This is a genomic window from Sphingomonas sp. MA1305 (assembly GCF_016107325.1).
GTDB lineage: Bacteria > Pseudomonadota > Alphaproteobacteria > Sphingomonadales > Sphingomonadaceae > Sphingomonas.
Window position 1 is genome coordinate 875,889 of sequence record NZ_RCVT01000001.1, and the last position, 19,643, is coordinate 895,531.

At 68.8% G+C, this 19,643-nt stretch carries 17 protein-coding genes and 1 pseudogene; 11 read left to right on the forward strand and 7 right to left on the reverse strand.

The window, feature by feature from the left end; translation table 11 throughout:
• Nucleotides 1–22 precede the first annotated feature (22 nt).
• Nucleotides 23–940: an MDR/zinc-dependent alcohol dehydrogenase-like family protein gene (locus tag D9601_RS04520; RefSeq protein WP_232473812.1), complete on the reverse strand. Its 918-nt coding sequence runs from the start codon at nt 938–940 to the stop codon at nt 23–25.
• 80 nt (nt 941–1,020) lie between these two features.
• Here D9601_RS04520 and D9601_RS04525 point away from each other — a divergent pair, with 80 nt between their 5' ends.
• Nucleotides 1,021–1,563, forward strand: a complete 543-nt coding sequence (locus D9601_RS04525) for a DUF1003 domain-containing protein (protein WP_198352697.1) — start codon at nt 1,021–1,023, stop codon at nt 1,561–1,563.
• Here the strand turns inward: D9601_RS04525 and D9601_RS04530 are convergent.
• From D9601_RS04530 to D9601_RS04540, 3 genes are read right to left on the reverse strand one after another with little or no spacing between them, the layout of a single operon-like run.
• Complete coding sequence (locus D9601_RS04530; RefSeq protein ID WP_198352698.1) at nt 1,512–2,441, reverse strand: beta-xylosidase; 930 nt, start codon at nt 2,439–2,441, stop codon at nt 1,512–1,514. The two genes, D9601_RS04525 and D9601_RS04530, sit on opposite strands and share 52 nt — an antisense overlap.
• A complete protein-coding gene (locus D9601_RS04535; RefSeq protein WP_198352699.1) occupies nt 2,438–3,223 on the reverse strand; it encodes a TIGR04290 family methyltransferase in 786 nt (261 codons plus the stop codon). The genes D9601_RS04530 and D9601_RS04535 overlap by 4 nt, the downstream gene beginning before the upstream one ends.
• Nucleotides 3,220–3,825: a histidine phosphatase family protein gene (locus D9601_RS04540; RefSeq protein ID WP_198352700.1), complete on the reverse strand. Its 606-nt coding sequence runs from the start codon at nt 3,823–3,825 to the stop codon at nt 3,220–3,222. The genes D9601_RS04535 and D9601_RS04540 overlap by 4 nt, the downstream gene beginning before the upstream one ends.
• Nucleotides 3,826–4,027: 202 nt before the next feature.
• Here D9601_RS04540 and D9601_RS04545 point away from each other — a divergent pair, with 202 nt between their 5' ends.
• The 10 genes and pseudogenes from D9601_RS04545 to D9601_RS04590 all read left to right on the forward strand — a co-directional run bounded on the left by D9601_RS04545 (nt 4,028) and on the right by D9601_RS04590 (nt 16,352).
• Complete coding sequence (locus D9601_RS04545) at nt 4,028–5,143, forward strand: NAD-dependent epimerase/dehydratase family protein (RefSeq protein ID WP_198352701.1); 1,116 nt, start codon at nt 4,028–4,030, stop codon at nt 5,141–5,143.
• A gap of 268 nt (nt 5,144–5,411) precedes the next feature.
• On the forward strand, nt 5,412–6,482 hold the full coding sequence (locus D9601_RS04550; RefSeq protein WP_198352702.1) for an SDR family NAD(P)-dependent oxidoreductase: 1,071 nt from the start codon (nt 5,412–5,414) through the stop codon (nt 6,480–6,482).
• Nucleotides 6,479–7,582, forward strand: coding sequence for a glycosyltransferase family 4 protein (locus tag D9601_RS04555; protein WP_198352703.1), 1,104 nt, complete (start codon nt 6,479–6,481; stop codon nt 7,580–7,582). The genes D9601_RS04550 and D9601_RS04555 overlap by 4 nt, the downstream gene beginning before the upstream one ends.
• Nucleotides 7,579–8,688, forward strand: coding sequence for a CgeB family protein (locus D9601_RS04560; RefSeq protein ID WP_198352704.1), 1,110 nt, complete (start codon nt 7,579–7,581; stop codon nt 8,686–8,688). The genes D9601_RS04555 and D9601_RS04560 overlap by 4 nt, the downstream gene beginning before the upstream one ends.
• Entirely contained in the window at nt 8,685–9,767 is a 1,083-nt protein-coding gene (locus D9601_RS04565) for a CgeB family protein (RefSeq protein ID WP_198352705.1), read from the forward strand. Before D9601_RS04560 ends, D9601_RS04565 begins: the two co-directional genes overlap by 4 nt.
• Before the next feature lie 473 nt (nt 9,768–10,240).
• Nucleotides 10,241–10,774 (forward strand): annotated as a pseudogene (locus D9601_RS20185) (CgeB family protein); the annotation flags it as partial.
• A gap of 45 nt (nt 10,775–10,819) precedes the next feature.
• Nucleotides 10,820–11,821 carry a UDP-glucuronic acid decarboxylase family protein gene (locus D9601_RS20190; RefSeq protein WP_198353380.1) on the forward strand — a complete coding sequence of 334 codons (1,002 nt, stop codon included), beginning with the start codon at nt 10,820–10,822 and terminating at the stop codon, nt 11,819–11,821.
• 39 nt (nt 11,822–11,860) lie between these two features.
• Nucleotides 11,861–12,625 (forward strand): Crp/Fnr family transcriptional regulator, encoded by a 765-nt coding sequence (locus D9601_RS04580; protein WP_198352706.1) that lies wholly within the window; start codon nt 11,861–11,863, stop codon nt 12,623–12,625.
• Between the two features lie 104 nt (nt 12,626–12,729).
• Nucleotides 12,730–15,024, forward strand: coding sequence for a GH92 family glycosyl hydrolase (locus D9601_RS04585; RefSeq protein ID WP_198352707.1), 2,295 nt, complete (start codon nt 12,730–12,732; stop codon nt 15,022–15,024).
• A gap of 47 nt (nt 15,025–15,071) precedes the next feature.
• Nucleotides 15,072–16,352: an MFS transporter gene (locus tag D9601_RS04590; RefSeq protein ID WP_198352708.1), complete on the forward strand. Its 1,281-nt coding sequence runs from the start codon at nt 15,072–15,074 to the stop codon at nt 16,350–16,352.
• 3 nt (nt 16,353–16,355) lie between these two features.
• Here the strand turns inward: D9601_RS04590 and D9601_RS04595 are convergent, their stop codons facing one another.
• The 3 genes from D9601_RS04595 to D9601_RS04605 all read right to left on the reverse strand — a co-directional run bounded on the left by D9601_RS04595 (nt 16,356) and on the right by D9601_RS04605 (nt 19,582).
• A complete protein-coding gene (locus D9601_RS04595; RefSeq protein WP_198352709.1) occupies nt 16,356–17,423 on the reverse strand; it encodes a spore coat protein U domain-containing protein in 1,068 nt (355 codons plus the stop codon).
• Nucleotides 17,424–17,492: 69 nt separating this feature from the next.
• Entirely contained in the window at nt 17,493–18,866 is a 1,374-nt protein-coding gene (locus D9601_RS04600) for a sensor histidine kinase (RefSeq protein ID WP_332837894.1), read from the reverse strand.
• Nucleotides 18,863–19,582, reverse strand: coding sequence for a response regulator (locus tag D9601_RS04605; RefSeq protein ID WP_198353382.1), 720 nt, complete (start codon nt 19,580–19,582; stop codon nt 18,863–18,865). The genes D9601_RS04600 and D9601_RS04605 overlap by 4 nt, the downstream gene beginning before the upstream one ends.
• Between the last annotated feature and the right edge of the window lie 61 nt (nt 19,583–19,643).

Here is a 19,643-nt window from a genome sequence, read left to right on the forward strand (position 1 = left end):
TCCCTCCCGCAAGCGGGGAGCGTCACTCCATCATCACCAGCGCCTTGACGAAGCCGCCCGGCTTGTCGCGCGTCGCATCCAGCGCCTCGCCCAGTCGTTCCAGCGGATAGCGGTGGGTATAGAGCGGCGTCGGGTCGAACCGCCCGCTCGCCACCGCCGCGATCGCCTCGGTCAGACCGCGCATCTGCACCGCGGGATCGCGCTCGTGGGCGTTGACCACGTCGATCCCCTTCCAGTTCCATTCCTGCATGTTGATCTGACGCGGCCCGTCCTGGTGATAACCCGCCACCACCAGCCGGCCGCCGAAGCCGATCAGCGCGGTGGCGAGGTCGAGCGGCCATGGCTTGCCGACCGCCTCGATCACCCGCTCGCACAAAGCATCGCCGGTCAGCGTCTTGACCCGTTCGATGATCGCCCAGTGATCGTCCATCGCGATGGTTTTGGCGGCGCCATAATGGGTCGCGAGGTCGAGGCTTTCCTGCCGACGCGAAATGGCGATCACCCGCGCGCCCGCATCGCTCGCCAGCTTGGTCAGCACCGCGCCCAGGAAGCCGATGCCGATGATCGCCACCGTCTGCCCAGGCTGGATGTCGCTACGGCGGAAGATGTTGAACGCGCAGCCGAGCGGTTCGCCGGGGAAGGGCTGGCCATCCAGGCTGGCCGGCAATTTGGCGACCATATCCGCCCGCGCCACGTCATAATCGGCAAAGCTGCGGTAGGAGAGGGCGGCGACCCGGTCACCCACCGCCAGATTGGTGACGCCGTCGCCGAGCGCATCGACCCGGCCCCAGCCTTCGTGGCCGAGACCCCCCGGCTCGCCCGGATAGGTCATCCACGGCAGCCCCGCCCAGGGTTCCAGGTTCGAGGCGCAGACGCCGCACCCCTCCAGCTTGAGCCGGACCTCGCCCAGCGTCGGTTGCGGCAGGGGGGCGTCGGCCATCTCGATCCGGCCCGGCGCGGCCAGTACCGAACTCCTTATCATGGGTGCATCCAATTGATTATCGGGCAATTTGTCTCTCCATGAGCGATGCCGGCATGACCTCGACCCTGCAGGGCAATATTGCCCGCCTGACCGATCGCGCGGCGCGCGACAGGGCCGCGGCGCCCTGGTCGGCGCGATTGGCGGACCGAATCACGCGCTTCACCGGGTCGATGACCTTCGTGTCGCTGCATCTGATCGTCTACGGCCTGTGGATCGTCGCCAATCTCGGCTGGCTGCCCGGCGTGCCGCGCTTCGATCCCACCTTCGTCATCCTGGCGTCGGAGGCGTCGGTGGAAGCGATCTTCCTGTCGACCTTCGTGCTGATCAGCCAGAACCGCATGGCCGCGATTGCCGACCGCCGCGCGGACCTCGACCTGCACATCAACCTGCTCGCCGAGCATGAGCTGACCCGGCTTGCGACGCTGGTCGCGCGGATCGCCGAGCGGGTCGGCGTCGCGGTCGACGATCCGGCCTTTCACGAGATCCAGCGCGATGTCGCGCCCGAGCAGGTACTCGATGTGATCGACGCTCATTCCGCCGCGACGGCAGCGGGCAGTACGGTGGATCGCGCCGGCGCATAGCGGTCGATCATCCAGGCGCAGAAGTCCGCGAACGCCTGCGGGTCCTTGGCGGCGCTGGTATGATGCGGCTCGATGCCGAGATGTTCGGGCGTGAAGCAGAAGGTGACGGTGACGTCGAAATCGGCGAGCGCCTCCATCTGCCGGTCGAACCAGTCGATCGCGTCGGGCCGGAAACTGTCCGCCCAGCTGAGGCCGGTGCGCAGCCGCCGGGTGCCGAGCCGCTTCATCCACGCGACCGCTTCGTCCAGCCGCGGGTCCTGGTAATGGAACCACTGCATCAGGCCCATGCGATCGGCGACCTTCGCATAGTCGTCGAGCGCGGGCTTGGGCGTACCGTCCTCGCGGATCAGGCCCATGTAGAAATGCCGGTAGTAGCTCGACCCTTCCGCCTCGCGGTGACGCGTCGTCGCGCCCCAGGCATGCGGCAGGTCGTAGAGTGAGTACCAGAACACCCGCGGCACCCGGTCGAGCAGCAGTTCGGCGGTCTTGGTGAAGCCGAACACCTGCACCTCCTCGGCGCCGAAGCTGCCGACGCCCACTTCGGTCGCCCAGATCGGCTTGTCGGGGCAGACCGCCTCGATCTCGGCGATCTTGTCGGGCCATGCGTGGATCGGCCAGAGATTCCAATCGAGTGGGAAGCCGTGCACCGCGACGACATCGACCGCATCGAGCGCACCGTGGCCGCGCATCCGCTCGACCCAGCTGGGATCGATCGGACTCATCCCGCCGAGCACGCGCGTCACCGCGGGGTTCATCTCGCGGATTGCGGCGCCCGCGCGGATCACCGTGTCGGCGAACTTCGACCAATCGGGGTCGACGACCGGATCCCAGTGCGATTTGTTGTTCGGCTCGTTCCAGATCATTGCCGCTTCGATCATGCTTGCCCCCCGTGCTGCGGATAGACGGCCATCGGCCCGTATTCGGCGTAAGGCACCGGTGCGGTGCGGCAGAGATAGACCTCCGCCTCCGGCTGGCCCAGGATCGTGAAGCCGGCCGCGCGCAGCATCGCTGCGCTGCAGGCCGCATTGGGCGCCCACCAATTGGTCCAGTCGTGCGCGAACTCGCGCTCGATGAAATGCATCTTCGGATAGCCCGGCTCGTCGAAGAAGGGCGGCGGCTGGTGTGTGCCGGGCAGGTGGAACGGATGATCCTCCGGTACCGGATAGACGTCGTGGGAGCCCTGCTGCATCGTCTGGAACAGCATCAGATCGCCGGCGACATGTTCGCGTATCAGGTCGAGCGCCAGCAGCGGATGGCGCAAATGGTAGAGCACGCCCATGAAGATGACGAGGTCGAACCGCTCGCCCAGCGCACCGACGTCATAGACCGACAGTTTGCGCAGCTCGACGTCGCCGAAACCCAGCGCCTCCGTCGCCAGCCGCGCCTGCGCCAGATAGCGGTCGTCGCTGTCGATGCCGAGCACGCGCGCCGCGCCGCGCCGCTTCATCTCGACCGAATAAAATCCCGCGTTGCAGCCGATGTCGAGCACGCTCTTGCCGGTCAGGTCGGCGGGCAAGGCATCGGCGAAGCGCGCGAATTTGAAGCGTGGATAGTCGCCGAGGAAATGGTCGGGCGCGGTATGGATGCCATGGCCAAGATCGATGTTGTGGAACCAGGGGCCCAGCCGATCGACCTCCGCGCGCAACGTATCGGGCGTCATGCCACCATCCTTTCGTTGAGGCTGTGGAGTTTCGCTCCCCAGTCGCCGATCACCATGCGGCTGACCGACGCCGGCCCGATGTCGAAGCGCAGCAGCCGGTCGAGCGGCAGGCCCAGCGCATAAGCGACCGCACCACGGATCATGTCGGAATGGCTGACCAGCGCGACGACGGCGCCGTCCGCCTCCGACGCGGCGAGCGCCGACAGGTGGCCGACGATCCGGGCCTGCGCCTCCGCCATGGTCTCGCCGCCGGGGATGCGGGCGGTGCCCCGCTCCGCGTTCCAGCGGTCCCATGCCGGATCGCCGTGCAGCCGGTCGAAGGTCGCCCCGGTCCAATCGCCCATGTCGATCTCGACGAGCGCTTCGACGGGCGTCGGCGCGGGCAAGCCATGAGCCGTGGCGATCGCGGCGGCGGTCTCGCGCGCCCGTTCCAGCGGGCTGCACTCGATCCGGTCGATCCGCTCGCCTGCCAATGCGGCGGCGAGCGCCTCGGCCTGGACACGGCCGGCTTCGCTCAGCGGCACATGCTCCATTCGACCGGAAAGGCGCTGGTCAAGATGGATGTGCGCGGCGTGCCGGATCAGGAGGAACGTCGCGGTCACTAGGGTCCTTCGTGCTGCCCCGACTCGATGCGGTCTTAACATCGGTTATGAGGATTGTGGTCTAAGCGACTAGGAACAAAGAAGAAGAACCTTCGTTCCACCTCCGTAGCAATTGTTCGCAGCGAGGGGATTGGCGACCGATGACCCGATCAGACACAATCGTTTCCCTATTGTCTTTGATGTCGATCAGTCGGGCGCCGCAATGACCGAAACGGTGCTGATCACCGGCGGCGCCGGTTTCATCGGTCGCTTCGTCGGTGAGGAACTGCTCCGCCGCGGCAACCGCGTCCGCGTGCTCGACAGCTTGATCCCGCAGGTGCACGGCCATGTCGACCGCCCGCCCTTGCTGTCCGACGCGGTGGAGCTGGTCCGCGGCGATGTCCGCGACGGCGATGCCGTGGCGCGGGCGCTCGAGGGCGTCGACAGCGTGATCCACCTCGCCGCGGAGGTCGGCGTCGGCCAGTCGATGTACGAGGTGGAGCGCTATACCTCGACCAACGACGTCGGTACGGCCGTGCTGTTCGAGCGGCTGATCGATCGCCCCGTGCGGCGCGTGGTCACCGCTTCGTCCATGTCGATCTACGGCGAAGGCCTGTATCGCGACGCCGATGGCGCGATGCGCGAGGATGTCGAACGTGGCGCGGTGCGCGACGGCATGGCGAACTGGGATCCGGTCGACGCCGATGGCCGGATGCTGTCTCCGGTGGCGACGCCCGAATGGAAGCGGCCCAATCTCGCCTCGATCTACGCGCTCAACAAATATGTGCAGGAGCGCACCACCCACATCATGGCCAAGCCCTATGGCATCGAGGGCGTGTGCCTGCGCCTGTTCAACGTCTACGGTCCGGGGCAGGCGCTGTCGAACCCCTATACCGGCGTGCTCGCGATCTTCGCCTCGCGCCTGCTCAACGGCCAGCAACCGATGATCTTCGAGGACGGCGAGCAGCGTCGCGATTTCGTCCATGTCAGCGACGTCGCGCGCGCCTTCGCCGACGCGCTGGTGCTGCCGGAAGCGGCGGGGGAGACGTTCAACATCGGTTCGGGTCACGACCGGTCGGTGACGGAGGTGGCGCAGGCGCTGGCCCAGGCGATGGGCAAGAACGATATCCGGCCGGAGATCGTCGGCAAGGCGCGGATCGGCGACATCCGCCATTGCTTCTGCGACACGACCCGCGCTGCCGAGCGCCTGGGCTTCCGCGCCGAGGCGGATTTCATCGCGGGCCTTGCCGAACTCGCCGAGTGGGTCGGCGAGCAGACCGCCGAAGATAATGTCGCGCAGGCGCGGGCCGAGCTGGAGAAGCGGGGGCTGGTGGCGTGAGGGGTGCCTTTACCTCATCCGTCATCCCGGCGCACGCCGGGACCCATGGACACGGTGCCGCCGATGGATCGCGCCACCACGGTTGTTGCGTATCCATGGGTCCCGGCTTCCGCCGGGATGACGAGGGGAGGGCAGCCGTGTGCTTTTCCATTGTCCGTCTTCCCCGCGGAGGCGGGGATCCAGGCGCGCAGGTTTCCGCACGTGGCGCAACGGCAGCGTCTCAAGATTCCCGCCTTCGCGGGAATGACGGACAAGAAGGCGGGCAAGCATGACCGGCGCCCCCGTCCTCGTCACCGGTGGCGCGGGCTTCATCGGCAGCAACATCGCCGACCGTCTCGCGAGCGAAGGCCATGACGTGCTGATCTACGACCGGCTGTCGCGACCGGGCGTCGAGCGCAACCTCGCCTGGCTGCAGGACCGCCACGGCGCGCGGATCACCGCCATCCGTGCCGACATCCGCGACGCCGACACGCTCGCCGGGGCGGTGGCGGAGGCGCAGGCGGTGTTCCACATGGCGGCGCAGGTCGCGGTGACCACCAGCCTCGACGATCCGCGCGACGATCTGGAGATCAACGTCCTCGGCACCTTCAACCTGCTCGAGGCGCTGCGCCGGAAGGGCACGCCGACGCCGTTGGTCTTCGCCTCGACCAACAAGGTCTATGGCGATCTCGCCGACCTCGACTTCGCGCGCGACGGCGACACCTATGTCCCGGTCGACGCGGCAGTGCGCGCACATGGCATCGGGGAGGGGCGCCCGCTCGACTTCCACACCCCTTATGGCGTGTCGAAGGGCGCCGCCGACCAATATGTCCTCGATTACGCGCGCAGCTACGGCATTCCCGCCGCGGTGCTGCGGATGAGCTGCATCTACGGCCAGCGGCAGATGGGCACCGAGGATCAGGGCTGGGTCGCCCATTTCCTGATCCGCGCGCTCGAAGGCCAGCCGATCACGCTCTATGGCGACGGCTGCCAGGTCCGCGACATCCTCGACGTGTCGAACGCGGTGGAGGCGTATCTGAACGCCTGGCGCCGCATCGATGCGGTGTGCGGGCGCGCCTTCAACCTCGGCGGCGGGCCGGCCAACGCCATCTCGCTAAGGACGTTGCTCGCCCATATCGGCGATCTGATCGGGCGCGAGATCGACGTCTCCTTCGCCGACTGGCGGGCGGGCGACCAGCGTTACTTCGTCGCCGACACCCGCGCCGCCGATGCCGCACTCGGCCTGTCGGCGAAGCTGCCGTGGCGCGAGGGCGTCGCCAATCTCGCCCGCTGGCTGGCGGTGGAGCGCGGGCTCAACCATCCGATCGGCGCGCGCGCACCCGAACTGGCGGCGGAATGAAGGTCCTCGTCACCACCGATGCCGTCGGCGGAGTCTGGGAATATAGCGTCGAGCTGGCGCGCGGCCTGCGTGCCGCCGGTGTCGAGGTCGTCGTTGCCAGCGTCGGTCCGCCGCCGAGTGCGGACCAACGCGTGATGTTCGCCGCCACCCCGTCCTGCACCCTGATCGAGACCGACCTGCCGCTCGACTGGCTGTGCGCGGATGCTGCGCCCGTCCTGGCCGCGGGCAAAGCGATCGCCGAACTCGCGTCCGAATTGTCGGTCGATCTGATCCAGCTCAACATGCCGACGCTCGCCGCCGCCGGGCCGATGCCGGTGCCGACCATCGCCGTCACCCACGGCTGCGTCGCCACCTGGTGGGAAGCCGCCCGCCCCGGCACGCCACTGGCGCGGGACTATCGCTGGCACAGCGCGCTGACCGCTGCGGCATTGCGCAACGTCGACCGCGTCGTCGCTCCCAGTACCGCTTATGCGGCGATCGTGCGCCGCCACTATGGCCTTGCCGAGGCCCCGCAGGCGATCCACAACGGCCGCACCCCCCTGCGTGCCTTCGACCCGGCCGAGCCGATCGCGGACGTCGCGCTGACGGTCGGGCGGCTGTGGGACGGCGTCAAGAATGCGGCCCTGCTCGACCGGGCCGCGGCGCGGCTGCCGATCCCCTTCCTCGCCGCCGGTGCAGCGCGCGGACCGCATGGCGAGACGATCCGGCTGACGCATCTGCGCGAACTTGGCCAGCTGTCCGCCGACCAGATCGCCGGCCATCTCGCCAAGCGCCCGGTCTTCGTTTCCGCTGCCAGTTTCGAGCCGTTCGGCCTAGCGGTGCTGGAGGCGGCGCAGGCGGGTTGCGCCCTGGTCCTCGCCGACAATCCGACCTTCCGCGAATTGTGGGACGGTGCGGCGCTGTTCGTCCCGATCGGCGAGGACGGCTGGTGCAGCGCGATCGAGGGGCTGATCCTCGATCCCTCCCGCCGCCACGCTCTGGGTGAAGCCGCCCGCAGCCGCGCCGGCCGCTACACCCCCGCCGCCAGCGCGGCAGCGATGCTCGCGCTCTACCGCGAGGTGCTCTCCGCGCGTCCCCCCGCCAGCAAGGTCGCCGCATGAGGATCGTCTATTTCACCCATAGTCTCGCCTCCTGCTGGAACCACGGCAACGCCCACTTCCTGCGCGGCGTGCTCAGCGAGCTGATCGCGCGCGGCCACGACGTGCGCGTCTTTGCCCCGGAGAACAACTGGAGCCTGACCAACCTCTATGCCGACCATGGCGCCGAAGGGCTCGCCGCCTATCGCGCCGCCTATCCGGAGCTCGGCTCGGTCGGCTATACGGATGGCGCCGACGTTGAAGAGATGGTCGACGGGGCCGACCTCGTCCTCGTCCACGAATGGAACGCGCACCAGCTGGTCGCCGATCTCGGCCGCCTGCGCAAGCGCGGCGCACGCTGGGCCCTGCTGTTCCACGACACGCACCATCGCGCCGTCAGCGAGCCCGACCAGATGCGCGCCTACGATTTGTCGGGCTATGACGGCGTGCTGGCCTTTGGCGAGACGCTGAGCGCCGTCTATCGGCAATGGGGCTGGGGGGCGCGTGTCTGGACGTGGCACGAGGCCGCCGACATCCGTCGCTTCCACCCGCCCGCCGTCGAGGGGCCGCGCGAAGGGCTGGTCTGGGTCGGCAATTGGGGCGACGGCGAGCGTACGGAGGAGCTGGAGCGCTTCCTGTTCGAGCCCGCCGGCGCCGCGGGACTGGGGCTCGACATCTATGGCGTCCGCTATCCGGCGGAGGCCAAGGCGACGCTGGCCCGATATGGCGCGCGCTATCACGGCTGGGCGCCCAATGCGGCGGCGCCGTCGCTGTTCGCGCGGGCGCTGGCGACCGTTCACGTGCCGCGCCGCTATTATGCGACGATCCTGCCCGGCATTCCAACGATCCGCGTCTTCGAGGCGCTCGCCTGCGGCATTCCGCTCGTCTCCGCGCCGTGGGACGATAGCGAAGGGCTGTTCCGCGTCGGCGAGGATTTCCTGATGGTCCGCTCGGGCGAGGACATGGCCAGCGCGCTGCGCGTGATCCGTGACGATCCGGACCGCCGCGCCGCGCTCGTCGCCGCCGGGCTCGCGACGATCCGCGCCCGTCATACCTGTGCGCATCGCGTCGACGAGCTGTTCGCGATCGTCGACCGCCTCCATGACATTCCCGCGAAGGACGCCGCATGAAAATCGCCTTCTACGGCTCCAGCCTCGTTTCCTCTTACTGGAATGGCGCCGCGACTTACTATCGCGGCATCCTCAAGGCGCTGCACGCACGCGGCCACGACATCACCTTCTACGAGCCCGATGCCTTCGACCGGCAGCAGCATCGCGACATCGAGGCGCCGCCCTATGCGAAGTCGGTCGTCTACCCGGCGACGGTCGACGCCCTGAATGCCGTGCTGGTCGAGGCGGCCACCGCCGACGTCGTGGTCAAGGCGAATGGCGTCGGCGTCTTCGACGCCGAGTTGCTCGAAGGCATCGTCCGCCATGCCCGTGCCGATGCGATCAGGATCTTCTGGGACGTCGACGCCGCCGCGACGCTGGACGAGATGCGCGCCGACGCCAGCCATCCGGTACGGCGGGCGCTGCCCGACCTCGACATGGTGCTGACCTATGGCGGCGGCCCGCCGGTGGTCGATGCCTATCGCGGCTTCGGCGCGGCGCAATGCGTGCCGGTCTACAACGCGCTCGATCCGGAGACGCACCATCCGGTGCCGCGCGACGAACGCTTCGCCTGCGATCTCGCCTTCCTCGGCAACCGCCTGCCGGATCGGGAATCGCGGGTGGAGGAATTCTTCCTCAAACCGGCGGCGCTGCTGCCGGAACAAGAATTTCTGATCGGCGGCAACGGCTGGGAGAGCAAGGCGATGCCCGGCAACGTCCGTCATCGCGGCCATGTCTACACCGCCGAGCACAACGCCTTCAATTGCACCCCGCGTGCGGTGCTCAACGTCGCGCGCGACAGCATGGCGCATGTCGGCTTCTCGCCGGCAACCCGCGTGTTCGAGGCGGCGGGCGCCGCCGCCTGTCTGATCACCGATGCGTGGGAGGGTATCGAACAGTTCCTGCAACCCGACTCGGAGGTGCTGGTCGCCCGCGACGGCCAGGACGTCGCGGAGCATCTCGCCACCCTGACGCCGGAGCGGGCGGCGGCGATCGGCCAAGCGGCGCTCGCCCGGGTGTTGCGCGACCATACCTACGATCTGCGCGGGGCGGAGGTCGACGCGTTGCTCCGCCGGCTGCAACTGGCGGTGGCGGCATGAAGCTCGTCGTCCTCGGCCTCAGCCTCGCCTCGTCCTGGGGCAACGGCCATGCCACCACCTATCGCGCGCTGCTCCGCGCCTTCGCCGCGCGCGGTCACGACGTGCTGTTTCTCGAGCGGGAAATGCCCTGGTATGCCGGCGAGCATCGCGACCTGCCGGACCCCGGCTTCTGCCGTCTGGCCTATTATGACAGTGTCGCCGATCTCTCGCGCTTCGATACGGAGATCGCCGGTGCCGATGCGGTGATCGTCGGCTCCTACGTGCCGGAGGGTGTCGCGGTCGCCCACCATGTCCAGCGGGTCGCGCGCGGCGTGACCGCTTTCTACGACATCGATACGCCGGTCACGCTCGCCAAGCTCGGCCGCGGCGACTTCGAATATCTGTCGCCGGCGGTGATCCCCGATTTCGATCTCTATCTGTCCTTCACCGGCGGCCCGACGCTGCGCCGACTGGAGCGCGACTTCGGCAGCCCGATGGCAAGGGCGCTCTATTGCTCGGTCGACACCGACGCCTATCGCCCGCTCGACGTGCCGGTGCGCTGGGATCTCAGCTATCTCGGCACCTATAGCGACGACCGCCAGCCGACGCTGACCCGGCTGCTCATCGACGTCGCGCGCGCCCGCCCGGAGCGGCGCTTCGCGATCGCCGGCCCGCAATATCCGGCCGCGATCGACTGGCCGGCCAATGTCGAACGGATCGAGCATCTGCCACCGGTGGACCATGCGGCCTTCTATTCGGCCAGCCGCTTCACGCTCAACGTCACCCGTGCCGACATGATCGCCGCCGGCTGGTCGCCCTCGGTCCGGCTGTTCGAGGCGGCGGCCTGCGGGACGCCGATCATCTCCGACCGCTGGGACGGTCTGGACCAGCTGTTCGCCCCCGATCGCGAGATCATCCTGGCGGACACCACCGCCGAGGTGATCGCCGCGCTCGACCGCGACGCCCGCGCCATGGGTCGCGCCGCCCGCGTGCACGTGCTCGCCGCCCACGGTGCCGACACCCGCGCCGCCGAACTCGAACGCCATCTGACCGACGCTGGCCGGGGAATGAGCATGACCCACCGGACCATCCGCTCGCTCGTCGCCGGCGGTGCGGGCTTCATCGGCTCGCATCTGTGCCGCGCCTTGCTCGATCGCGGCGAGCAGGTCGTCTGCCTCGACAATCTGCAGACCGCCCGGCCATCCAATCTCCGCGATCTGCAGGGGCATCCGAACTTCAGCTTCGTCGAGGCGGACGTGATCGATCCGCTGCCCGACCACGTCACCGGCCAGCGGTTCGACCGCATCTACAATCTCGCCTGCGCCGCCTCGCCGCCGCAATATCAGGCCGATCCGGAGCATACGATGCTGACCAGCGTCGTCGGCACCGACCGGCTGCTGCGGCTCGCCGAGACGCAGGGCGCCCGCTTCCTGCTCACCTCGACCAGCGAGGTCTATGGCGACCCCGAACATCATCCGCAGCGCGAGGATTATCGCGGCTCCGTCAACTGCACCGGCCCGCGCGCCTGTTACGACGAGGGCAAGCGCGCGGCGGAGGCCCTGTCCTTCGATTTCGCGCGCCTGCGCCGGGCGGAGGTGCGCGTCGCGCGCATCTTCAACACCTACGGTCCTAACATGAACCCCGACGACGGCCGCGTCGTCTCCAATTTGATCTGCCAGGCGCTGTCGGGCGAGCCGATCACCATCTACGGCGACGGCTCGCAGACGCGCAGCTTCTGCTACGTCTCCGATCTGGTCGCCGGTCTCATTGCGCTGATGGACAGCGAGATCGACGGGCTGGAGCCGATCAACCTCGGCAATCCGAACGAGCTGACGATCAGCGAACTGCTCGACCAGGTGCGCGCGATCACCGGGGCACAGGCGCCGGTCACGCGCCTGCCGCTGCCCATCGACGACCCGCGGCGCCGCCGCCCGGACATCGGCCGTGCGCAGGCGGTGCTCGGCTGGCAGCCCCGCGTCGGGCTCGCCGAGGGGCTGTCGCGCACCTGCGCCTGGTTCGCCGACGAACTCGCCGCGCCGGGCGAGCCGGCCGTCTTGTCATGCGCCGCCGAATGAGCCGGGGAACGTTACGCGCGCGCACCGGTTGAGCCGCGCATGAGGGATGATCCGGAAGACGATCTCGCCACCCATCCGCTGACCGGCCGTTTCCTGCTGCGGCGCGGCCGGGCGCGGATGTCGGCGGAGGAGCGGCGCGTGCTGGAAGATGCGGCGTCGGAGGTGAAGACCTACCCCGGCCGGCATCAGCTCGTCCGCCGCGGCCAGCCGATCCATCACAGCATGTTCCTGGTCGACGGGTTCGTCAGCCGCTACATGGACGATCGCGAAGGCTATCGACAGATCGTGTCCGTCCACGTGCCGGGCGACTTCGTCGACCTGCACGGCTTTCCGACCGGCCGGCTCGACCATGACATCGCGACGCTCGGCCCGGTCCGCGTCGCGATCTTCGAACACGATCAGCTAACCCGGATCACCGAGGAGCATCCGCGGCTCGGTCGTTTCCTGTGGTTCGCGACGCTGATCGATGCCGCGATGCATCGCGAATGGATCTTCCGGCTCGGCCGGCTCGGCGCAGAGGGGCGGTTGGCGCATTTCTTCTGCGAGCTAAACGCGCGGATGGAAGCCGTCGGCCTGGCCCATGACGGCCGCTTCACACTGGCCCTGACCCAGCCAGAATTGGCGGAGGCCTGCGGGCTGACCGGCGTCCACGTCAACCGGACCTTGCGGACGCTACGCGAGGACGGGCTGATGAACTTCCGCTCGGGCGAGGTCACGATACTCGACCAAAAACGGCTCGCCGCCGTCGCCGAATTCGAACCCGACTATCTCTATTGTGACTGGGCGGCCTGGAAGGGGCTGTAGAACCGGTCGGCTGGAAGGTTTCCGCGCCCCGAGCCGCCCGCATCGCGGCGTTACCGATCCGCCGGGGCCTTTCCTCGCGCCGGGTGAAATGCTCTAACCCCTTGATGCGCTTCCTCTTAGCTTCCGCCGCCTTGATCGCTGCACCGCTCGGCGCCCAGATCGCGCCGCCCACCGCGGACCCGTTCATCGGCACGGGCGGGGAGGGGCATACCTTTCCCGGCGCCACCGCGCCGTTCGGCATGGTGCAGCTCAGCCCGGACACGGACACGGGCTGCGAAATCCGGCAATGCTACGGCCATGCGGCCGGCTATCGCTACGAGGACCCGACGATCCAGGGGTTCAGCCACACGCATTTCTCCGGCGCCGGCCATTCCGATCTCGGCGACGTGCTGGTGATGCCGGTCGCCGGCGACGCGGTGCCGATGGATCCCGGCGATCCCAAGGTGCCGCTGTCCGGCTACCGTTCGCGCTTCAGCCATGTGCGCGAGAGCGCGACGCCGGGCTATTATGCGGTGACGCTGGATGACCGAGATATTCGCGCCGAGCTGACCGCAGGCACCCGCGTCGGCGTGCATCGCTATCGCTTCGGCGGACAGAATGCGCATCTGGTCCTCGACCTGCGCACGTCGCTGTACAATTATCCGGGCAAGATCCTGTGGTCGGGCCTGCACCTCCGTCCCGACGGCACGCTGACCGGCTTCCGCGAGACTCGCGGCTGGGCGCCGGGGCGCAAATTGTTCTTCGCGATGCGCTTTTCCGCGCCGCTCAGAGATCACGCCTTCGTCGATCGCGACGCCAACGTCCCCTACAAGGGCTTCGCCGGTCCCGGCCGCGGCAGCGACGCGCTGGCCGAGAAGCTCGGCCGGCAACTGGAGGCGCGGCTCGACTTCGGCAAGCTGCAGACGCTGGAGGTGCGCGTTGCCCTGTCCGGCGTCGACGAGGACGGGGCGGTCGCCAATCTCGATGCCGAACCCGGCGACTTCGACGCCGTCCTCGCCAAGACGAGGGCGGCATGGGCCACGGCGCTCGGCGCGGTGCAGATCGATGCCGATGCGCCGATCCGCACCAGCGTCTACACCGCCCTCTATCACAGCCTGCTCGCCCCTAGCGTGTGGAGCGATGCCGACGGCCGCTTCCGCGGGCCCGACGACCAGGTGCATCGCGCCAACGGTTACACCGTCCGCTCGACCTTCTCGCTGTGGGACACGTTCCGGGCGGAACATCCGCTGCTGACGCTGATCCAGCCGGCGCAGACCACCACCGACGTGGTCCGCTCGCTGATCGACAGCCGCCGCTACAGCCCCGACGGCATCCTGCCGGTCTGGCAGTTCGCCGGGCGCGAGACTTGGACGATGATCGGCTACCACGCCGTGCCGGTGATCGCCGACGCCTATCTGAAGGGCATCGGCGGCTTCGACGCCAAGGCGGCCCTCGACGCGATGGTCGCCAGCGCCACCTACGCGCCCTACGGCGGCCTCGGCGAGTATATGAAGCGCGGCTATGTGCCGATCGACAGGGAGCCGGAGGCCGCGTCGAAGACGGTCGAATATGCCTATGACGACTGGACCATCGCCCGCATGGCCCGCGCCATGGGCCGCAACGACGTTGCCGCCACGTTCGAGAAGCGGGCCGGCAACTGGCGCAACAGCTTCGACGCCAAGACCGGCTTCCTGCGCGCCCGCAAGAGCGACGGCAGTTTCCGGACTCCCTTCGACCCGACCGCGATCAACTATGGCTCTGATTACACCGAGGGCAATGCCTGGCAGTACAGCTGGTTCATGCCCCAGGATCAGGGCGGGCTGTTCCGCCTGCTCGGCGGCGACCGCAAGGTGGTCGCCAAGCTCGATGCGATGTTCGACTATGACAACAGCAAGCTCGACTACAGCCATGCCGAGGACATCGCCGGGCTGATCGGCCAGTATATCCACGGCAACGAGCCGAGCCACCACGTCGCCTATCTCTACGTCCTCGCGGGCCAGCCGTGGCGGACGCAGGAGCGGCTCGCCCAGATCGTCGCCAGCCAATACAAGCCGACCCCCGACGGCCTGTCGGGCAACGACGACCTCGGCCAGATGTCCGCCTGGCTGGTGTTCACCGCGCTCGGCTTCTATCCGGTGACGCCGGGCACCAACCAATATGTCATCGGCCGGCCCTTCGTCCGCCGTGCGGTGCTGACGCTGCCCAATGGCCGCACGTTCACGATCCGCGCCGACGGACTGAGCGACGCCAACCGCTATGTCGGCCAGGTCACGCTCGACGGCACGCCGCTGACGCACAGCTACATCACGCACGAGCAGATCATGGCGGGCGGCGAATTGCGCTTCACCATGCAGGCGACGCCGAACCGGAGCTGGGGTAGTGCCAAGACGGCGCGGCCCTATTCGATGACGCCCTTCTGATCGCCGGCCGGGGGTGACGCCCCGGCCAGCATGGCTATGCTGGCGCGATGACCGCACCGGCCACCCCCAACCATCGTCTTCGTTCGATCCTCGGCGGCTCGGCCGGCAACCTCGTCGAATGGTTCGACTGGTATGTCTATTCCGCCTTCGGCCTCTATTTCGCGCCGCATTTCTTCCCGAAGGGCAATCCCACCGCGCAATTGCTCAACACCGCCGCGATCTTCGCGGTGGGTTTCGTGATGCGGCCGGTCGGCGCGTGGATCATGGGCATCTACGCCGACCGCTACGGCCGCAAGGCGGGGCTGACGCTGTCGGTGGTGCTGATGTGCGCCGGCGCCTTCCTGATCGCGGTGTCGCCATCCTGCGAATCGATTCGCTGGGGCGCGCCGGCGCTGCTCGTCGTCGCCCGACTGATGCAGGGATTGAGCGTCGGTGGCGAATATGGCGCCAGCGCGGTCTATCTGTCGGAGATGGCGGGGCGCGAGCGGCGAGGCTTCTTCTCCTCCTTCCAATATGTCACGCTGATCGCCGGGCAATTGCTCGCGCTGTTCACCCTGTTGCTGCTGCAGGCGGTGCTGAGCGAGGCGCAGCTGGAATCCTGGGGATGGCGGATCCCGTTCGCGCTCGGCGGGCTGCTCGCCATCCTTGTCTTCCGCATCCGCCGCGGCCTCGCCGAGACGCAGGCGTTCGAAAACGCCCGCGACCAGCCGCGGTCGAGCGGCTGGCTGTTGTTCAGCCGCCACCCGCGTCAGGCGGCGACGGTGATCCTGCTCACCGCCGGAGGCACGCTCGCCTTCTACGCCTATACGACCTACATGCAGAAGTTCCTGGTCAACACGACCGGCTTCTCGCGCGAGACCGCGACCTGGATCATGACCGCCGCGCTGGCGCTCTATGCCGCGCTGCAGCCGGTCGCGGGCGCCTTGTCGGACCGGATCGGCCGGCGGCCGCTGATGATCGGCTTCGGCGTGCTCGGCCTCATTGCGACCGTCCCGATCTTCTCCGCCCTGGAGCGTGTCCACAGCCCCTTCGCCGCCTTCGCGCTGGTGATGATCGCTCTGGTCATCGTCAGCGGCTATACCGCGATCAATGCGGTGGTGAAGGCGGAGCTGTTCCCCGCCCATATCCGCGCGCTCGGCGTCGCGCTTCCCTATGCCCTGGCCAATACCGCCTTCGGCGGCACGGCCGAATATGTCGCTTTATGGCTGAAGCAGGCCGGCGTGGAACGCGCCTTCTACTGGTATGTCACGGCGATGATCGGCGTGTCGCTGATCACCTATTGGCGGATGCGCGACACTCGCCGGCACAGCGCGATCCTGGAGGACTGAGGCTCAGCGCAGCAGATAGGGCAGCGAGACGGTGAAGGAGGATTGCTTCGCCATCGCGCCGCGCGGGCGCAGCCGGACATGCGTCACCGCCGCCTCGCTGGCGATGTTGCCCGCCACCGGCACATAGGTCCAGGTCGCGCCACCGTCGGACGAGAAATCGACGTCGTCGGTGGTGTCGCCCGGCCCGCCATAGCGCAACGTGACGCCGGAGGCGGGCGAGCCATCGGTCAACCCGACCACCGTCGTCGACGACGTCCCGTCGCCGTCCAAGGCCACCACCGCCCGCGCCGGCGTCGGCAGCACCAGCCCGATCGTACCGGCGTCGAGCGGCACGATATCGGGATTGCTCATCGCCACCGACACGCGGCGTCGCGCCCCCGGCAGGTCGCGCGGATTGCTGGTGCCGTTGACCGGGTCCCAGCTGGTCACGGTCGTCATCGTCATGGTCGCATTCTGCGCCGCGACGGTCAGCGTCACGTCGATCGTCGAGCGGCCGGTGCCGGCATTCGGTGTGCCTGTGCACACGCCCGCGGCATAGACCGGGCAGATATACCAGCTCCAGTCGATCGTGATCCGGTCGGTATAGGTGCCCGCCACCGGCGTCGTGCCACCGGTCAGTTTCAGATAGAGCGGCAGGTCGGCCGTGCTGCCGCCGAGCAGGCCGAGCACGTTGAGCAGATTGTTCTGCATGAAGTCGAGCGGCACGCCCGGCGTGAAGGGGTAGGTGCCGTTGGCGTCGGCAGAGGTCGTATAGCCGATGGTGCCGCCGCCGCTGCGCGTCAGCTTCAGCCCGTTGGTCGTGTTCAGCGTGCCGCGGATGTAATTGCCGCCGAGCAGCACGATGATCGACGTATCGCAGGTCAGGCCGGCGCGCGTCTTCTGCGCGGGCACCGCCGCCGCTTTGATCGCCGCCGGTGAATAGGGGCCGATCGCCGGCGCGAGCGACGTGCTGACGGTACAGCCCGCGGCGGCGGCGGGCGACGCGACGATCGCGGCGCACAGCATGGCGATCACGCCGAGGATCAGGCGACGGAGCGGCAGCAAGGGGTTCATCGGACCTTCGGGCAGCATGGATGCCCGTATGTCCGCCCGCTTCGGTAAACGGCCGATTACGGACCCGTAACGGGTGCGATCGCGCCGCTAAACGGGTGCGATCGACCGCGCACCGCGGGGCAGCGCGATCACCGCGCACAGGCCGCCACCCGCGCGATTGCGCAGCCGGATGTCGCCGCCCGCCTCGCGCACGATCGAGCGCGCCAGCGCCAGGCCGAGACCGATGCCGCCGGTGTCGCGGTTGCGCGAGCTTTCAAGGCGGGTGAACGGATCGAACACGTCCTCCAGCCGCTCCTCCGGAATACCGGGTCCGCGATCCGCCACCTCGATGTCGACGCCATGCGGCGCGACGGCCAGCCGCACCTCTGCGCCGCCGCCATATTTGACCGCATTCTCGATCAGGTTGCGCACCGCGCGCCGCATCAGCGCCGGGCGCAGCCGCATGCGCAGCCGCTCGACCTCCTCGAAGGCGACGTCTTGGCCGAGGTCGCGGAAATCCTCGACCACGGCATCGACCAGCGCCGCCAGGTCGACCTCGGTCGGCGCCTCGCTCGGCCGGCCCATCCGCGCCAGCGACAGGATGTCGTCGAGCGTGCGGTTCATCTCCTCGATCGTCGCCGCCATGCGCGTGCGGTCGCCCTCGTCCTCGACCGATTCGATACGGACGCGCAGCGCGGCGAGCGGCGTGCGCAGATCGTGGCCGATCGCACCCAGCATCCGGTCCTTTTCCTCGAGCATCGCGGTGACGCGCAGCCGCAGCGCGTTGAACGCCGCGATCAGCTGACGCACGTCGCCCGGCCCGCTTTCCGGCACCTCCTCGGCGCCGTCGCCAGGCCCGAACCGCTCCGCCGCCCGGGTCAGGTCGCGCAAAGGGCGCGACAGCCGCCGCCCGGCGAGCAGCACCGGCACCAGCACGAGCAGATAGAGTACCGCCGTCTCGCCGACCAGCCGCCAGACCAGATCGCGATCGTCGCTCAGCCAGAAGGTGCTCAACACCCACCAGCCGCGTCCCGGCTGTTCGACCGCGATCCGCAACTCGGCGCCGCGGGCGACGATCCGCTCGGCGCGCTTGGGCGGCATCCGGCGCAACAGCGGGTCGGCGGGATCGATCGGCAGCAGGCCGGTGACGATCCGCCCCGGCCGCATGCCGGTCTCCGCCAGCGTCGACCGCAGCGCGTCCTCGACCTCGGTGAGCCGCGGCGCGGTGACGGGGATCGGATTGGCGGGATAGCGCCGCACCCGCCCGCGCTGCTCGCGGTCTCGGTCGGGGCGCGGGCGCGCGGCGCGCTCGGTCGCGTCGATCAGCCGGGCGACGACCGGGCCGGTGGTCTGCTCCAGCCGGAAATTGCGCCGTTCGCGCAGCAGCAGGCCGAAGTTGATCGCCTGCGCGACGAACAGGCCGATGGCGACGAGCAGGGCGATCTGCCCGGCCAGCGTGCGCGGGCGCCACCGCCGCGTCACAGCCGCGTCACCTCCGCCGCCAGCGTATAGCCGCCGCCCCACACCGTCTTGATGATCTCCGGCGCCTTGGCGTCCGCCTCGATCTTGCGGCGCAGGCGGCTGACCTGATTGTCGACCGCGCGGTCGAACGCCGCCGCCTCGCGGCCCTGGGTCAGGTCGAGCAGCTGGTCGCGGGTCAGCACCTGCCGCGGCCGGGTGACGAGCGCGAGCAGCAGATTGTATTCGCCGGTCGACAGCGGCACCGACACGCCCTCGCGGTCGACGAGCGTGCGCTCGCCGGTCTTCAGCACCCAGCCGGCGAAGGCGTAGGAGCCGCTTTCCGGCGCATGCTGACGTGCCCCGCCCGCGGTCAGGCGGCGCAACACCACCTTGACGCGGGTCGCCAGCTCGCGCGGCGAGAAGGGCTTCACGACATAATCGTCGGCGCCCATTTCCAGTCCGACGATCCGGTCGGTCTCCTCCGCCTTGGCGGTCAGCAGGATCACCGGCGTGTCACTGGTCGCGGCGATATGGCGGCACAGCGACAGGCCGTCCTCGCCCGGCATCATGATGTCGAGGATGACCAGATCGATGGCGTAGGCGGCAAGGCGCGTGCGCGCGCTTTCCGCGTCGGCGGCCTGGGTGACGCGAAAGCCCTGGCGGGTGAGATATTGTGCCAGCGGCTCGCGGATCGAACGCTCGTCGTCGACGAGCAGCAGGTGCGGCGTGTCTCCCATTTCGTCGGCCATAGTCACTGTGCCCATCCCTGCAACCCGGCCGGGCACCGCGACGGTCGCG

Coding starts and splice junctions, on each gene's coding strand:
- D9601_RS04520 (WP_232473812.1), bottom strand. CDS start 940: ATGGCCGACGCCCCCCTGCCGCAACCGACGCTGGGCGAGGTCCGGCTC.
- D9601_RS04525 (WP_198352697.1), top strand. CDS start 1,021: ATGAGCGATGCCGGCATGACCTCGACCCTGCAGGGCAATATTGCCCGC.
- D9601_RS04530 (WP_198352698.1), bottom strand. CDS start 2,441: ATGATCGAAGCGGCAATGATCTGGAACGAGCCGAACAACAAATCGCAC.
- D9601_RS04535 (WP_198352699.1), bottom strand. CDS start 3,223: ATGACGCCCGATACGTTGCGCGCGGAGGTCGATCGGCTGGGCCCCTGG.
- D9601_RS04545 (WP_198352701.1), top strand. CDS start 4,028: ATGACCGAAACGGTGCTGATCACCGGCGGCGCCGGTTTCATCGGTCGC.
- D9601_RS04550 (WP_198352702.1), top strand. CDS start 5,412: ATGACCGGCGCCCCCGTCCTCGTCACCGGTGGCGCGGGCTTCATCGGC.
- D9601_RS04555 (WP_198352703.1), top strand. CDS start 6,479: ATGAAGGTCCTCGTCACCACCGATGCCGTCGGCGGAGTCTGGGAATAT.
- D9601_RS04560 (WP_198352704.1), top strand. CDS start 7,579: ATGAGGATCGTCTATTTCACCCATAGTCTCGCCTCCTGCTGGAACCAC.
- D9601_RS04565 (WP_198352705.1), top strand. CDS start 8,685: ATGAAAATCGCCTTCTACGGCTCCAGCCTCGTTTCCTCTTACTGGAAT.
- D9601_RS20190 (WP_198353380.1), top strand. CDS start 10,820: ATGACCCACCGGACCATCCGCTCGCTCGTCGCCGGCGGTGCGGGCTTC.
- D9601_RS04580 (WP_198352706.1), top strand. CDS start 11,861: ATGAGGGATGATCCGGAAGACGATCTCGCCACCCATCCGCTGACCGGC.
- D9601_RS04585 (WP_198352707.1), top strand. CDS start 12,730: ATGCGCTTCCTCTTAGCTTCCGCCGCCTTGATCGCTGCACCGCTCGGC.
- D9601_RS04590 (WP_198352708.1), top strand. CDS start 15,072: ATGACCGCACCGGCCACCCCCAACCATCGTCTTCGTTCGATCCTCGGC.
- D9601_RS04595 (WP_198352709.1), bottom strand. CDS start 17,423: ATGCTGCCCGAAGGTCCGATGAACCCCTTGCTGCCGCTCCGTCGCCTG.
- D9601_RS04605 (WP_198353382.1), bottom strand. CDS start 19,582: ATGGGAGACACGCCGCACCTGCTGCTCGTCGACGACGAGCGTTCGATC.